The sequence below is a fragment of the Variovorax sp. GW823-FHT02B07 genome (assembly GCF_058797695.1).
Map to the genome: position 1 here is coordinate 870,207 of NZ_JBXAJX010000002.1, position 17,595 is coordinate 887,801.

Annotated in this window: 3 protein-coding genes; all 3 read left to right on the forward strand. The window is 72.7% G+C overall.

Translation table 11 applies throughout. The annotated features are described in order from the left end of the window. The first annotated feature begins 130 nt into the window (after positions 1-130). The 3 genes from AC1RGU_RS15165 to AC1RGU_RS15175 all read left to right on the forward strand — a co-directional run bounded on the left by AC1RGU_RS15165 (position 131) and on the right by AC1RGU_RS15175 (position 17,588). Complete coding sequence (locus AC1RGU_RS15165) at positions 131-13,783, forward strand: filamentous hemagglutinin family protein (protein WP_492696741.1); 13,653 nt, start codon at positions 131-133, stop codon at positions 13,781-13,783. 258 nt (positions 13,784-14,041) lie between these two features. Beyond that, positions 14,042-15,694: a ShlB/FhaC/HecB family hemolysin secretion/activation protein gene (locus AC1RGU_RS15170; protein WP_492696742.1), complete on the forward strand. Its 1,653-nt coding sequence runs from the start codon at positions 14,042-14,044 to the stop codon at positions 15,692-15,694. A gap of 79 nt (positions 15,695-15,773) precedes the next feature. Beyond that, positions 15,774-17,588, forward strand: coding sequence for a DUF2341 domain-containing protein (locus AC1RGU_RS15175; RefSeq protein WP_492696743.1), 1,815 nt, complete (start codon positions 15,774-15,776; stop codon positions 17,586-17,588). Positions 17,589-17,595 lie beyond the last annotated feature (7 nt).

A 17,595-nucleotide genomic window follows, 5' to 3' on the forward strand; every position in this document is an offset into this window, starting at 1 on the left:
GCGCGTTCGTGAAGATTTCGTGACATGGTGCAGTCGCGCCGGACCTTCGCTGTCATAGCTCCGTAGTCCACGGGCCCTTGCGCTTCGTGGCCCCGATCGAGCAACGAAACACGAACCCATGGAAGTCCGCATGCAACGCAGCAGCCGCCGCACGGTGTCCCGGCGCAATCCGCCGAACGCGTCCTCTTCTTCTTATTCGTCCGCCGCATTCGCGCAGGTCCGGCTCACGCCGCTGGTGCGCGCCATCGCGCTGCTGCTGGCCGGCGGCGCCGCGTTCGACGGGGCGCAGGCGCAGCAGGCGTTCAGCGGCGCGTGGATGGCGCAGAAGAACATGGCGCAGAGCACCGCGCTCGCCACCGGCCGCCTGCCCAACGGCCTGCCCGCCGCGATGCTCGGCGGGCCGCAGGCGCAGCAGCAGCGTGCCAGCGAACAGCTGCAGCAGTCCCTCGGCAACCTGAACCTGGCGGCGCGCGCCATCGCGGCGCAGCAGTCGGCGCAGGCCGCGGCGCGCGCCGCCGCGCAGCACGACCCGTCGGTGCCCGACGGCCTGGCCGAAGGCGGCCTGAAGGTCGACACGAATTCGCTCACCGCCGGCTGGCACAACGCGCGCCCGCTCACGCCCGATTCGCAGCGCCAGGCCGCGGGCCGCACCGTGGTCACGGTCGAGCAGACGGCCGACAAGGCGATCCTCAACTGGGAGACCTTCAACGTCGGGCGCAACACCACGGTGAAGTTCGACCAGCAGGCCAGCTGGTCGGTGCTCAACCGCGTGAACGATCCCAAGGCGCGACCCTCGCAGATCCAGGGGCAGATCCAGGCCGACGGCACGGTGATGGTCGTGAGCCGCAACGGCATCGTGTTCAGCGGCAGCAGCCAGGTCGACACGCGCAACCTCGTGGCCGCGGCCGTGGGCATGAGCGACGCGCAGTTCAAGCGGGGCCTGTACAGCGAAACGCGCGGCAGCACCCAGGTGCCGGTGCTGGCCAACGACCTGGTGCTCCACGCCACCGGCGCCACGCACGGTGCGGCCACCGCCGACGTGGTGGTGGAGCCCGGCGCGCGCATCGCCACGCGCCGGCCCACCAGCGTGACCGAGGGCGGCGGCTACGTGCTGCTGGCCGGGCGCGAGGCGCACAACCACGGCAGCATCGCGACCGCCAACGGCCAGACCGTGCTGGCCGCCGGCGACGCCTTCGTGATCCGCAAGGGCATGGGCACCGACGGCAACAGCGACTCGAGCACGCGCGGCAACGAGGTCGATCCGCTGCGCCTGGCCGGCAGCGCCGCCGGCCGCGTGCGCAACACCGGCCTGATCGCCGCGCCGACCGGCGACGTGACCCTGGTCGGCAAGACCGTGGAGCAGCAGGGCGTGCTGCTGTCCAGCAGCTCGGTCAACACGCGCGGCACGCTGCACCTGCGGGCGGTCGGCGAGGCCGGCGAGGCGCGCGTCACGCTGGCGCCGCAGAGCACCAGCGCGATCGTGCTGGAGAACGACGGCGCCACCGCGCTCGACGTGCAGCGCGACACCCTGCTGAAGGACTCGATGCGCCTGAGCGACGGCGGCTACAACCGCCGCGACCAGTCGCTGGTGAAGATCGACTCGGCCGGCGACATCGACTTCGACGGCGGCTCGCTCACCCTGGCCACCGGCGGCCAGGTGCAGGCGCGCGCCGAGCGCCGCACGCGCGTGGCCAGCGGCGCCGCCATCGACGTGGCGGGCGCGGTCGGCGTCGGCGTGGCCATGGCGTCGAACAACGTGAAGATCAACGTGCAGGGCAACGAGCAGCGCGACGCGCCGCTCAACCGCGACGGCAAGCGGCTGAACAACCTGGACATGTGGATCGACCGCCGCGACCTCGTGCGCGTGGCGGCCGGCGTCAACGGCTACGCCGGCGAGCGCTGGTACACCGGCGGCGGCCTGCTGGAGGTCGGCGGCTACCTCAACACCGACGGCCATACCGTCGGCGAATGGGCCGCGTCGGGCGGCACGGTGGCCTTCGCGGGCGGCGAGCTGGTCACGCAGCGCGGCTCGCGCATCAACGTGGCCGGCGGCACGCTCGACGTGCAGACCGGCCGGCTGCAGCAGAGCTGGCTCAAGGGCCCCGACGGGCGCCTGTACAACCTGTCGACCGCGCCGGCCGACATCGTCTACACCGGCCTCTATCGCGGCTTCGAGGACGAACACGCGCGCTGGGGCAAGACCACCACCGGCTACTTCTACAACCCGTTGATCGCGCCGCGCGAGCGGCTGGAAAACGGCTACACCGTGGGCCGCGATGCCGGCCAGGTGCAGGTCGGCACCCGCGCCGCGGTGCTCGAGGGCGACATCGACGCCACCGTGTTCCAGGGCGATCGCCAGCAGCGCAAGCGCGATGCGGGCCTGGACAGCTATCGCCAGCTGCAGGCCGCGGCACCGCTGGCCGGGCGCCTGGTCATCGGCGGCGTGGCGCCGGTCTACGACGCCGCCACCGGCCTGCTGCGCGACAACCCGTCCGCGCGGGTCGACCGCGTCACCTTCGCCGACGCGCCGATCTCGCCCGCCTCGCTGGCCGATGCACTGGCCGCCGGCGAGGCGCTGCCGAAGGACCTCACGGGCCATGTGCGCATCGACAGCCAGTGGCTGCAGCGCCAGCGCCTGGGCGGCGTCGTCGCCTATGCGAACGACACGGTGGCCGTGACGTCCGCGCTCGCGGTCGCGCCCGGCGGCAGCATCGCGCTGCACGCACCCACGGTGACGGTGGACGCCGACCTGGTCGCGCGCGGCGGCAGCATCGCGCTGGGCGACCTGGTCAGCCGCTTCGCCAGCGTCAACGGCGGCAGCTGGGTCGACATCTCCATCGCCGACGTGCTGCCGATCGGCTACGCGCCGCGCGTGACGGTGGGCGAGGGCGTGCGGCTGGATGCGCGCGGGCTGTGGAGCCACATCGCGCAGTCGCCCGATCGCATCGAGGGCCTGCCTTACGTGGACGGCGGGCAGGTCACGCTGCGCAGCACCGGCGACGTGGTGCTCGGCGCGCGCAGCGTGGTCGATGTGTCGGGCGGCGCGGCGCTGCTGGCCGGCAATGAACTGCGCGGCGGCCGTGGCGGCGACGTGACGCTGATGGCGGCCCAGCCCGGCAACGAAGGCGCGGGCCCGGGCACGCTGCGCATGGACGGCGAAGTGCGCGGCCATGGCGTGAAGGGCGGCGGCAAGCTGACGCTGGCCAACGGCGCGGCCATCGGTATCGGCGAGTTGCCCGCGGGCGGCGACGGGCAGCTTGCGGCGGGGCGCCGCAGCACCGTGCACCTGCGGCTGGCCGGCGACTACGTGATCGCGGCCGGCAGCGAGATTCCGATGGACTTCGCCGTCACGGTGTCGCGCGCGCTGCCGGGCGAGGCGCTCAAGGAGAGCGTGCAACCCGGCGTCAGCAACGCGCGCACCGTCATCACCGGCGCCGACTGGGTGGTGCCGCCGGGCACGCAGGCGTTCCTGCTCGACGGCAAGGGCTACGAGCCGGGCCAGACGGTCCCGGCCGGCAGCGTGCTGGCGGCCATCACCCTGCTGGCCCAGGGCTACGTGCTGCCCAGGGACGTGTTCCCCTCGGGCCTGCCGATCCCGCCCAAGACCACGTCATACAAGGCCGGCACGGTGGTCGCCGCCGACACGGTGATGCCCGCGGGCACGCCGATCGTCGCCGGCACCGCGCTGCCGCGCGCGGTCGCGGTGCAGCCGCTGCTGCGCCTGGACACCGACCTGTTTCAGAGCGGCTTCGCGCAGTACACGGTGCGCGGCCAGGACGGCGTGGCCGTGGCCGACGGCGCGCGCGTGGAGGTGCGCATGCCGGTGCAGCGCTTCGACCCCGTCGCGGGCGCGCTCGCGCCCACCGGCGCCGACCCGTCCACCGCGCTGCCGCTGTGGATGCCGCCGGTGTACCAGGACGATCCGGTGAAGCAGAAGCTCACCCAGCGCGCCGGCGCCGACCTGACGCTGGAGGCCGGCACGCGCTACCAGCGCGCGCCGCTGGTGGTGGGCGAGGGCGCCCACATCGCGCTCGACCCCGGCCGCACGCTCACGCTGCGCGGCAACGACCAGATCACGGTCGATGGCACGCTCTCGGCCTGGGGCGGGCGCGTCGCGCTGCTGCCGGGCGAGCACGGCATGGGCAACGCGCGCAACCTGGCCGACGGCATGCCCAACGCACGCTCGTACTGGATCGGCGAGCACGCGCTGATCGACGTCGCCGCGCGCCCGGTGGTGGCCACCGACGCGCGCGGCCACCGCTACGGCCAGGTGGCCAACGGCGGCACCATCGAGATCGGCGCGCGCCATGTGCTCGATGCCACGCAGGTGGACGCGGCCGATGCCTTCGTGGTGCTGCGCCCCGGCGCGCGGCTGGAGGCCTCGGGCACGTCGGCGACGCTCGACCTGCCGGGCCGTGGCGCCACCGAGGTCGCCAGCCACGGCGGCACCATCGCGCTGAGTTCCTTCCGCGGCCTGTTCCTGGACGGCGACATGCGCGCCGCGGCGGGTGGCGCGGGCGCGGCCGGCGGCATGCTGGCGCTGAACCTGGACACGCCCATCTACGGCACGGTGGCGCGCTACAACCTGAAGGGCGAGAACGTCGACGACGCGGTGCGCGTGCCGCGCGAGATGCTGCTGGCGCAGGTGCAGGGCCGCAGCGCGGTGGCCGACGCCGCCGGCCTGCGCCCCGGCCAGGCGCACGGCGCGCTGGCCTACGGCACGGCGCGCATCGGCGTCGACCGCATCCACGACGGCGGCTTCGACAACCTGTCACTGCTCAGCCACGGCATGCTGTCCTTCGACGGCAGCGTCGATCTCTCGCTGGGCCAGAGCCTGCGCCTGACCACCACCGCGCTGGCCCTGGCGGATGCGTCCGCGCCCGATGCGCGTGTGGCACTGGCGGCGCCTTACATCCGCCTGGCCGCCAGCGGGCGCACCCAGATCGACGACTACATCCTGCCCAACCCGGTGCTCGGCTCGCGCAACGCGGGCGGAGGGGCCGGCACGCTGGGCGTGCCGCTGGTGTCGGCCGGCAGTTCTCTGCGGCTGGACGCGCAGCTCATCGACCTGGCGGGCATGGTGCAGCAGGGCGTGCGCGGCACCATCGTGCGCAACGTGCCCGAGGACCTGGTCGTGGAGCGCAACGCCTTCGACCGCACGCTGCTGCGCAGCAGCGGCGACCTGCGCTTCTCGAACAACGCCAGGTTCTACGTGCCGGGCGACCTCACGCTGGCGGCGGCGCAGATCTATCCGGCCACCGGCGACAGCGGGCTGGTGCAGGTCGGCCAGCGCAACGTCATCGACAAGTGGGGCACCCGCCAGGCCGAGATGGACATGAACCGCCGGCTGGTGATCGAGCGCGTGGGCGACACGCCGGCCATGCCGCAGTCGGCCTTCGGTTCGCTCACCTTCCACGCCGCCCACATCGAGCAGCGCGGCGTGCTGCGCGCGCCGCTGGGCGGCATCGCGCTGGGCAGCGTCTTCGGCGACACCTCCACCAGCACCGTGCAGCTGCATGCGGGCAGCCTGACCTCGGTCAGCGCCGACGGGCTGCTGATGCCCTACGGCGGCACGCAGGACGGACTGACCTATCTCTTCAACGGCAAGGACGTGGCCTACCGCGTGCCCGGCGTCGGCCCGGCCATCACGCTGTCCGGCCACGCGGTGGACGTGCGCGAGGGCGCGGTGCTCGACATGTCGGGCGGCGGCACGCTCACCGGCACCGCCTTCCTGGCCGGACGCGGCGGTTCCACCGACGCGCGCATGCACCCGCTGGTGCAGGTGGGCGCGCAGCGCAAGGGCTTCGTGCTGCCCGGCCTGGCCACCAACCCGGTCTATGCCATCGTGCCGGGCGTGCAGCCGCTGCAGGCGCCGCTCGGCGCAGAGAAGGGCGCGAGCGATCCGGCAGTGGGCCGGCAGATCACCGTCGGCGCCGGCGTGCCCGGCCTGCCGCCGGGCCGCTACACGCTGATGCCCTCTACCTACGCGCTGCTGCCCGGCGCCTTCCGCGTCGAGCTCAACGGGCTGGCCACGCAGGTCGGCGCGCCGGGCAGCGCGACGGCGATGCGCAACGGCTCCTACACCGCGCCCGCGCAATTGGGCGTGGCCGGCACCGGCATCCAGGATGCGCTGCCGCTGCAGGCGGTGTTCACGCCGGGCGACGTGCTGCGCACCTACGCGCAGTACAACGAGACCGGCTACGCCGACTTCGCCGTGGCGCAGGCGCTGCGCGACGGCGTGCCGCGCCCGCTGCTGGAACGCGACGCCAAGGCGCTGCGCTTCCAGTTCGGCCTGAAGGGCTCGGCGGGCGAGATGCCCGGCGAACCCGCGCTGCGCTTCGCCGGCACCGCGCGCTACGCCACGGTGGGCGACGGCATGGGCGGCACGGCGCTGGTGATCGGCGGAACGGCGCGCTCCTTCGAGGTGCTGGGCGACGGCGCCGCGCCCACGCCGGACTTCAAGGGCACCTCGCTGCATGCGCGCGACCTCAACGCCATCGGCGCCGCGCAGCTGGCCATCGGCGGCGCGCCGGCGGGCACCTTCGTGCAGGACGCTACCGCGGCCGATCGGCTGAGGGACGCCAACCGCCTGGGCTTCAGCAGCGCCGCCGAGGGCATCGTGCTGCGCGAGGGCGCGGTGCTGCGCGCGGGCGAGGTGTTCCTGGTCACCGACCGCCGCGACTCGGGCATCACCGTCGAGTCCGGTGCCGGCATCGACACGCTGGGCCGCGGGCCGGCGGCCTGGGACTCGCGCCGTGGCTACATCTACGAGCCGGGCTTGCGCAGCGTGCTGGCGGTGTCCAACGGCTGGATCGACATCCAGCCGCCGTCTGCATCGAGCGGCGGCCAAACGGGCCCCGGCCGCATCGACATCGGCGTGTGCGCCCCCAGCGGCAACTGCAGCGCTGGCGCGCGGCTGTATTCCGAAGGCACCATCACCGCCGCCACCGATCAGGCCTTCACGCTGGGCGAAAGCACGCGCTACGGCACGCGCAACCTGGTGCTGGCACTGGGCGGCATCAACGTCGGCGGCGAACGCGCGCTGCGCGACGCCGCCGCGCGCGGCGCGCTGCCGCCGGGCCTGACGCTGAACCAGTCCGTGCTCGACCGCCTGCTGCGCGGCGACACCAGCACCGGCGCGCCGGCGCTGGAGAACCTGGTGTTCACCGTGCGCGACGCGGTCAACTTCTTCGGCTCCACGCAGCTGTCGACCATCGACCCCGCCACCGGCCAGTCGACGATTTCGCGCCTGATGCTGACCACGCCTGCGATCTACGGCTGGGGCGATGCCGACAGCGTGGCGCGCATCCACACCGACGTGCTGGTGTGGAACGGCACCCGCACGCCGCCCGGCCTGGTGGCCACCGGCGGCGCGGGCACCGGCAGCGGCCGGCTGCAGATCGACGCCCGGCGCATCGAACTGGGCGCCGCGCGCGACATGCGCGTGGACACCGTGCACGACATGGACCGGCTGGTGCTGGGCTTCGGCGAGGTGCAACTCAACGCGAGCGAACAGGTCACGGCGCGGCAGAAGGGCTCGCTCTCGGTCTACCAGTCGCAGGGCGCGTGGGACGAGGCGGCCAAGGGCTACGTGCGCACGGGCGGCGCGCTGCGCATCGACACGCCGCTGTTGACCGGCGAGGCCGGCTCGGTGATGCGCTACACCGTCGGCGGCGACGTGCGCGTGGCCGCGCCGCAAGGCATGCAGCCGGGCACGATGACCGACGCCGAGGCGTCGCGCGCGCTGGGCGCCGAGATCGCCATCGACGGACGCAGCGTGACGCTCGACACCGCCGTGGTGCTGCCCAGCGGCAAGCTGGTGCTGCGCGCCGACGGCGATGTGCAGCTGCACGACGGCGCGCGGCTGGACTTGGCCGGCCGGCGCCTGCGCTTCTTCGACGTCGACAAGTACAGCTGGGGCGGCGACGTGGAAATCGAAAGCCGCACGGGCAACGTGCGCCAGGCCGCGGGCGCGCAGATCGACCTCTCGGCGCAGAACAACCGCGCCGGCCGGCTGGCCGTCACCGCGCTCGGCGCGGGCGCCGGCCAGGTCGAGCTGCTGGGCCGCATCGCGGGCGGCAGCAGCGGCGAGTACGACGCGGGCGGCACGGTGGTGCCCTACGCGGCGGGGCGCATCGACGTGCGCGCACAGCGCCTGGCCGACTTCGCCGGCCTGAACCGCCGCCTGACCGACGGCGGCGTGGTCGGCGAGCGCAGCTTCCAGCTCAAGCAGGGCGACCTGGTGGTGGGCGACGAGCTGAAGGCGCGCGAGATCAACCTCTCGGTCGACGGCGGCCACCTCACCGTGGCCGGCACCGTGAACGCCGGTGGGGTGCAGGTAGGCAGCATCCGGCTGGCGGCGCGCGACGGCGTCACCATTGCCGGCAACGCGCTGCTCGACGCGCACGGCACGCGGCTGCGCGTGGACAGCTACGGGCAGGCCATCGAGGCGCCCAACCGCGCCACCATCGAGATCGACAGCGGCAAGGGCCGCCTCGTGCTGGAGAACGGCGCGCGCATGGACCTGCGCGCCGGCACCGACGGCACGCCGCGCGCCTTCGGCACGGTGGAACTCAACGCGCCGCGCCTGGGCGGCGCGCGCGGCAACGACATCGACATCGACGCCGGCGGCACGCAGCGCATCGAGGGCGCGCGCACGATCACCGTCAACGGCTTCTTCCGCTACGACGACGCGCCCACGGGCACCGACCCGGACATCAGCGGGCGGCCCTACCAGCGCATCGACCAGGCCTACCTGCAGGCCAAGCACGAGGACAGCACGGCCTTCATGCGCAACGTGCTGGCCAACAGCGCACTGGTCGACGGCCGGCTGGCCGGCCTGCGCGCGTACGGCGATGCCTTCCACCTGCGCCCCGGCGTGCAGATCGTGAGCCGCACGCCCGACGGCGACCTGCAGATCGACGGCGACCTCGACCTCTCGGCCTTCCGCTACGACAGCCTCAACGCGCGCACGCAGCGCACCGGCGTCTACGGCTCGGGCGAGGCCGGCGCACTGGTGATGCGCGCGGGCGGCAACCTGAAGATCCACGGCAGCATCAACGACGGCTTCGACACCTCGGCGCTGCCGGCCACGCGCGACGACGACGGCTGGGTGCTGCTGAAAGGGCGCGTGCCCTTCGGCGGCGACGTGGTGGTGCCGCGCGGCGGCGCCGTCACGCTGGCCGAGAACACCTTCCTGCAGCCCGGTCGTGCGCTCAACTTCCAGGCGCCGCTCAAGGCCATGAGCCTGGCCGCCGGCACCGTGCTGCCGGTGCGCGCGGTGCTCACCGAGGGCTACACGCTGCCCGCGGGCACCGTGCTCGGCGGTGCGGTGCGCGATGCGTCCGGCCAGGTCCTTCATGCGGCCGGCACCGTGCTGGCGCAGCCGCTCGTGCTGGGCGCGAACATGCAGCTGGACCCCGGCGTGCGGCTGGCGGGCGCGGCCAAGGTCGGCCCGATGCTGTGGCCGGTCGGCGTGCCGCTGCCGTTCCCCGACGGCGCCGTGCTGGACGTCAACCAGCCGCCGTTCTACCGCTACAACGGCCCGGTGCTGGCGCGCGAGGTGCCGCTGCAGCGCGGCGCCGTCATCCCGGCCGAGACGGTGGTCGTGCTGCCCGGCGGCGCGGCGTCGGTGCGGCTGCGCCTGGCCGATGGCGACGGCAACCAGGGCCGCAACTTCGCCATCGCGCCGATGCTGGCCGAGGGCTCGCAGTCGTGGTCGATGCGCCTGGTGGCCGGCGCCGACACGCAGGCCGCCGACAGCCGCGCGCTGCAGCCGCGCGGGCCGCAGCGCGACCTGCTGCTGGCCGACACGCACTACGGCAACGCCTTCACGAAGCAGCTGGTCTCCGGCGGCAAGGTGTGGTCCTGGAACCAGCAGGCGGCCGACGAAGGCTGGGGCAGCTTGGGCAGCATCCTCACGCCGGAGGAGGTGTCCTGGGGCATGTGCGACATCGGCTATTGCGACCTGGTCTCCGAGACCCCCGAGGTCTGGGACTTCAAGTCCTACCCCGTGCGCCAGCCGCTGTTCAGCGTGGTGCGCACCGGCACCGGCGACCTGGACCTGCTGGCCGGCAACGACTTCACGCAGCGCTCGCCCTACGGCATCTACACCGCCGGCACCCGCGCCGCGGCGCGCGCCGACGACGCCGACTTCCACCTGCCGCGCGCCAAGGGTCCGCAAGGCACGGTGCTCAACGGCGGCTACGACATCTTCGAGCAGTTCGTCGACAGCCAGAGCCTGTACCGCGCCTGGTACCCCGACCACGGCGGCAACCTGCGCATGCGCGTGCAGGGCGATGCGCGCGGCGACACCATCGGCGTGCGCGGCAACATGCGCCGCACGACCGACGAACTGGGCATCTTCCGCAAGCAGATGCCCAGCGCCATGCTCGGCAACTGGCTGTGGCGCCAGGGCACCGGCAGCGTGGTGCCGGGCGCCGAGGGCGTGCCCACCGCGTGGTGGATCAACTTCGGCAGCTACGTCGCGGGCCACGAAGGCACGACCTACGACCTCGGCGGCCTCTGGCCCTACCTGATCGGCTTCACCGGCATCGGCACGCTGGGCGGCGGCAACCTGGTGTTCGAGACCGGCGGCAACGCCGGGATGATGGAGCAGATGGGCGACCACAGCGCCACCTACGTGGCGCGCAGCCAGGGCCTGCATCTCGCCGTGGGCAGCACCGGCCGCGTGACGCGCGCGGGCGAGCTGCTGCTGACCGGCGGCGGCGACCTGGACGTGCGCATCGGCGGCACGCTGAACCCGGCGCCCGAGGTGCGCGCCGTGCCCGCCAGCACCACCTGGCAGGCCGGCAGCCTCCAGCGCTACGACCGCATGCGGCTGGACCTGAACGGGGTCTTCGCCAACCTGCGCGGCGCGCTGCGGCTGGAAAGCGGCGCGGTGGGCGGCATCGAGCTGGACTTCGGCACCCCCGGCCCGAAGGACTCGCGCGCGCTCAGCCCCTACGTCGCGGGCTCGTCGATCGCCTCGGGCGGCCCGGTGCTGATTCCCGGCGATGCCGGCGTGCGGCTCGACGCGCGCGGCGACCTGGTGCTGGGCGGCGTGGCCGATCCGGGGCGCGTGCCCACGCTCACGCACGGCACGCCCTTCAGCGCCAACGGCACGCAGCACCCGGGCGAAGGCTGGACCTGGTTCTCGCTGTGGACGCCGTCGACCGCGATCGACCTCTTCAGCGCCGGCGGCAACCTCACGCCGACGCTGGGCTGGACCGACCTGGGCGATCGCACCAACCACCAGGCGACCGACGGCCGCTTCGTCTACCCGGCGGTGCTGCGCGCGCTGGCGGCCAGCGGCAGCCTGTACTACGGCAGCGCGAGCTCGGGCGTGCGCGACGAATCGAGCAACGGGCCGGTGCTGTCGCCCTGGAGCCTCACGCTGGCGCCGTCGCCGGTCGGCCCGCAGTACGCGGTGAAGCGCACCGCGCAGCTGGAGCTGCTGGCGCGCGACTCCATTCACGCGGCGGGCTACACCATCACGCCCTCGGGCGCCGATCCGTCGCGGCTGGTGGACCCGTTCCAGCCGGGCTTCGCCGCGCTGGGCGGCGAACTCTGGTACGGCCGCGAGCTGATCCACAACACGGCCGCCGACGCGCTGCTGCCCTCCATTGCACTGGACGGCCAGAATTCGTGGCTGCGCTTTCCGCTGTTCACGCTCACCTCGCCCAGCGTGGCCGACGTGGCGCCGGCGGGCCAGCCGCCGTCGCGCTTCTATGCGCTGGAGGGCGACATCGTGGGCCTGCGCACCGGCTCGATCGTCTACCGCGGCTCCAACACCGGCGTGGCGACGCCGAACGGGCTCTGGTACGAAGGGGCGGGCCCGGTGGCGATCCGCGCCGGGCGCGACATCGTCGGCGCCGGCACCGCGCTGGGCGAGGTCGATCTGGTGCCGTCGGAGGGCGCGGGCTGGCGCGGGCGCGACTTCCCCGGCCGGCCGGAACTGCCGCCGCAGCCGCAGACGCTGAACGCCGCCTCGGCGCGCGGCAACCTGATCGTGCACCGCCACGCCGACGACGTGTCGGTGGTGGAGGCCGGGCGCGACATCCGCAACAGCAGCTTCCACATCGCCGGCCCCGGCGAGCTGGTACTGAGCGCCGGGCGCGAGCTGTACATGGCCGACAAGGGCGAGCTCAAGAGCCTGGGCGCCATCGTCAACGTGAAGCCGGGCGACCGCAGCAGCGGCGCCGGCATCTCGGTGGCGGTGGGCGTGGGCCGCGACGGGCCGGACTGGGCCGGCTTCGCCGCGCGTTATCTCGACCCCAAGCGCCGTGCCGCCAGCGGCCAGCCCTTCGCCGACCAGCCCGGCACCGCGCTGTACAGCTATGGCGGCGAGCTCACGCTGGCCGGCTGGCTGTCGCAGCAGTTCGGCTACGGCGGCGACGAGGCCGGTGCCGATGCCTACCTGCGGCGCAAGCAGGCCGAGATCGACGGCCAGCGCAGCGAAGGCGGCGGCAGCACGCGCCGCGACCTGGTGCGCGAGTTCGGCCTGGCCGAAGGCCTGCACCTGGTGAACTGGCTGCGCGAGCGCTTCGGCGGGCGCAACAGCCAGGGCCGCCACTTCGACGCCGCCACCATGGACGCGCAGGCCTTCTTCGCCGCGCTGCCGCCCGAGCAGCAGCAGGTGTACCTGCGCAACGTGTACTTCGCCGAGCTGCGCGCCGGCGGGCGCGAGTACAACGAGGAGGGCGGCCCGCGCCGGGGCAGCTACCTGCGCGGGCGCGAGGCCATCGCCACGCTGTTCCCCGCGCAGGGCGCCGACGGCAGCGCGCGCCGCTACCAGGGCGACCTGACCATGTTCAGCAGCGCCAACTACTACGCGAGCAGCTCGGACCCGTTCACCAAGCGCCCGCAGGCCGGCAAGAGCTACCTGCGGCGCGATGCCTGGACGGCCGCCGGCCGGCCCAGCGACATCGGCGTGTACGACGCGCTCGATGCCGGCATCCACACCAACTTCGGCGGCAACGTGAACATCCTCGTGCCGGGCGGGCGCACGCTGGTGGGCGTGGACGGCGGCTTCGTGCCGGGCGAGGGCTCGGGCGTGCTGACGCAGGGCGCGGGCGAGGTGCAGATTTATTCGCTGGACAGCATCCTGCTGGGCCAGAGCCGCATCTTCACCACCTTCGGCGGCGGCATCCTGGCCTGGTCGGCGCAGGGCGACATCAACGCCGGTCGCGGCTCCAAGTCGACCGTGGTCTACACGCCGCAGCGGCGCCTGTACGACGACGCCGGCAACGTCAGCCTGTCGCCGACCACGCCCAACACCGGCGCCGGCATCGCCACGCTGAACCCGATCCCCGAGGTGCCGCCGGGCGACATCGACCTGATCGCGCCGCTGGGCACCATCGACGCCGGCGAGGCGGGCATCCGCGTGTCGGGCAACGTGAACCTGGCGGCGCTGCGCGTGGCCAATGCCGAGAACATCCAGGTGCAGGGCAAGTCCACCGGCGTCCCGGTGGTGGCAGCGGTGAACGTGGGCGCGCTCACCAACGCCAGCGCCGCCGCCTCGCAGGCCGCCACCGCGGCGCAGGACGCCGTGCAGCGCGACCGCGCGGCCCAGCGCCAGGCGCTGCCCTCGGTGTTTACCGTGCGCGTGCTCGGCTTCGGCAACGAACCCGCGGGCGGCGAGGGCGGTGGCGGCGCCGGCCGCGAGCGCAGCGGCGCGGCCTACGACCCCAAGGGCGTGGTGCAGGTGCTCGGCGCGGGCGCGCTCACGACCGCGCAGATGCAGTCGCTCACGCCGGGCGAGCAGCGGGGGCTGAAACGCTGAGGCGCTGAACCTTTGCGCTACCCGCGCAGGCGGAAAAAACAGAAGGGCCTCCCATGCGGAGGCCCTTCTTCTTATGTGCGCGAAACCCGTCGCGCCGGACCTCGTGCCGATTTCTTGATGAAGTTTTCGTGACAAACGACAGTCGCCGCGCACGCCGTGCGTCTAGGTATCGGTACGCAGCAGCGACATGAAGGCTCTCCACCATGAGCCGCTGCCACGCGAGCTTCATCCTTGAGAACCGAGCTGTAAATGCATGACATGAAGAAGAACGCCCCACCGACCTGCTGGAGAGCGGTGTGGCTGGCGGTGATGGCGATCGGTGCCCCGGCGGCAGCGTTCGCACAAGCACCTGCCGCTGTCTCCACGCCGGCCGCGACCTCGGCCACCCCACCGGCCGCGCCCGCAGCCACCGAACCGGCCCGCAAGGTCGACATCGCCGAATACATCGTGCGCGGCAACACCGTGCTGGACGCCCGCGCCATCGAGAAGGCGGTCACGCCCTTCCTCGGCCCCGAGCGCACGCTCAAGGACGTGGAGGGCGCGCGCGACGCGCTGCTCGCGGCCTACCAGGCGGCGGGCTACCAGTCGGTGTACGTCGACCTGCCCGAACAGCAGGTCACACAGGGCGTGGTGTTCTTGCAGGTCAACGAGACCCGCGTGGGCCGCGTGCGCGTGGTGGGCGCCGAGTACAACTCGCCGCTCGACGTGCGCGACCAGGTGCCGGCACTGAAGGAGGGCGGCGTGCCCGACTTCAACAAGGCCCAGGCCGAGCTCACTGCGCTCAACCGCAGCCCCAAGCGCCAGGTGATGCCGCTGGTGCGCCCCGGCACCATGCCGGGCACGATGGACGTCGACCTGAAGGTCGAGGACCAGAGCCCGTGGCGCGCCAGCGTGGGCCTGAACAACGACTACAGCGCCGACACGCGCAAGCTGCGCGCCAGTGCTTCGCTGGGCCACGACAACCTCTGGCAGATGGGCCACAGCGCCTCCATCAGCTTCTTCGGCGCGCCGCAGGACCTGAACCAGACGCAGGTGTTCTCGGCCTCGTACAACGCGCCGCTCAAGGGCACGAACTGGAGCCTGGAGGCCAACGCCTTCGTGTCCGACAGCAACGTGGCCACCGTGGGCGGCACCACCGTGCTGGGCAAGGGCCACTCGATCGGCCTGAAGGCCACCTACACCGTGCCCAACACCGGCAACTGGTGGCATGCCTTCAGCGTGGGCGTCGACTTCAAGAACAACAAGGAAGCGCTGACGCTCAAGGGCAGCGGCGACACCGTGCCGCTCAAGTACGCGCCGATCACGCTGTCGTACTCGGGCTTCCGCCAGACCGACAAGAGCCAGTACGGCGTGGGCGTGTCGCTGGTGGCGGGCACGAGCAGCTCGTTCAAGTACGGCAGCGATTGGGCGGCCTTCGACTACAAGCGCTACAAGGCCTCGCCCAGCTTCATGGTGCTGAAGACCGACCTCAACGGCGCGCACAGCTTCGAGGGCGGTACGCAGGTGGCCTTCCGCGTCAACGCGCAGATGACCGATTCGCCGCTCGTCTCGAGCGAGCAGATCGCCGCGGGCGGCATGAACTCGGTGCGCGGCTACCTCTCGGCGGAAGCCACCGGCGACTACGGCGTGGTCGGCTCGGTCGAGCTGCGCAGCAAGCCGCTCGCCTTCCTGGGCAGCACCGTCGAGAACTGGCGCGTGTACGCCTTTGCCGACGCCGCGCGGCTGCGCCTGAAGAGCCCGCTGCCCGAACAGGCCGACCGCTTCTCGCTGTATTCGGTGGGCGTGGGCACGACCTTCAAGGTGGGCACGTATTTCTCGGGCCGCGTCGACATCGGCTATCCGCTGGTCGACGGGCCGCGCACCAAGAAGCACGACACGCAGGTGAATTTCAGCATCACCGCGAGCTACTGACCGAACGAACGACGGCGACGTCCTTTCTTCCTCCTTTCGATTTTTTTCTCATTCCACGAGCTTTCCGGAGAACCCTGTCATGCGACGACTTCTTTTCATCGCGCTCACGCTGCTGAGCACGCTCCTGCCGGGCCTGGCCCATGCCTGGTGGCAGGCCGAGTGGGCCTACCGCAAACCCGTCACCATCGACGGCGGCCCGCAGGCCGGCGCCATCGGCAGCGATGCCGGCCGCGTGCCGGTGCTGGTGCGCCTGCACACGGGCAACTTCAAGTTCGAGGGCGTGAGCGAGACCGGCGCCGACCTGCGCTTTGTGGCGGGCGACGACAAGACCGTGCTCAACCACCAGATCGAGCAGTTCGATCCGCTGCTGGGCATCGCGCTGATCTGGGTCGACGTGCCCAACGTCTCGGCCGGCACGCCGCAAAAGCTGTGGATGTACTACGGCAACCCCAAGGCCCCGGCCTCGGGCAACGGCCAGCGCAGCTTCGACCCCGACTACACGCTGGTCTACCACTTCGCCGAAGGCGCGGTGCCGCCGCGCGACACCACCGCCTACGGCAACAACGGCCAGACCGCGGCGGTGCCCGTCGAAGGCACGGTCATCGGCAAGGGCGCCCAGCTCGGCAACGGCGCGCTGATGCTGCCCGCCACGCCCTCGCTGGCCGTGACGGCCGGCGGCACGCTGACCTTCTCGGCCTGGATCAAGCCCGATTCGCTCGGCGCGCGCCAGGCGATCTATGCGCGCCGCGACGGCGCCGGCGAGCTCGTGGTCGGCATCGACCAGGGCGTGCCCTTCGTGCAGGTGAACGGTCAGCGCAGCACGCCGGGCCAGCCGGTGCAGGCCGGCCAGTGGTCGCACCTGGCGGTGAAGGCCGAGGGTGACAGCGTCGCGCTGTACGTGGGCGGCCGTCCGGCCGTGTCGCTGGCCGCGAAGCTGCCCGCGCTGAACACCGCTGCCGCGCTTGGTGCCGATGCACCGGCTGCACCTTCCGCGCCCGCTGCACCGGGCGCTGCGCCCGTCGCCGGTTTTGCGCCGTTCACCGGCGCGATCGACGAAGTGCGCCTGTCGAAGGTCGCACGCCCCGACGCGTTGCTGCTGGCCGATGCCGTGTCGCAAGGCGCCGAGTCGCGCCTGGCCGCTTTCGGCCCCGACGAGCAGCAGGCGGGCAAGAGCCACTTCGGCTTCATCCTGGCCGCGATGCCGCTGGACGCATGGATCGTGGTCGGCCTGCTGGGCCTGATGATGGCGCTGTCGTGGGCCATCATGATCGGCAAGGGCCGCAACTTCGGCGCCACCTCGCGCGCCAACGCCACCTTCATCGAGCACTTCCGCGAAGCCGCCGGTGCGCCGCTGGACCGCCTGGCCACCAACAACACGGTGCCGCAGGAAGTGCGTGCCGATTCCTCGCTGTGGCGCCTGTACGAAGTGGCCATCGAGGAGATGCGCCGCCGCCATGACCGCGGCTACGACCTGAACGCCGTGTCGGCCTCCACCATCGGCGCCATCCGCGCCGCGATGGACGGCGTGATGGTGCGCGAGACCGAGCGCATGTCCAAGCGCATGAACTGGCTGTCGACCACCATCGAAGGCGCACCGTACGTGGGCCTCTTCGGCACCGTGATCGGCATCATGCTGGTGTTCGTGGTGGCGGCCATGGCCGGCGCCGTGGACATCAACTCGGTGGCGCCCGGCATGGCCGCCGCGCTGCTGTGTACCGCCGCCGGCCTGGGCGTCGCGATCCCCGCGCTGTTCGGCTACAACTGGCTGGCCTCGCGCTCGGACGCCATCGGCGCCGACATGGCCGTGTTCGTCGACGAGTTCGTCACGCGCCTGGCCGAAGAGCAGGGCGAGGGCCGCTCGCTGCCGGTGGCCGTGCAGGCGCGCCGCGCCTGAGGACCGC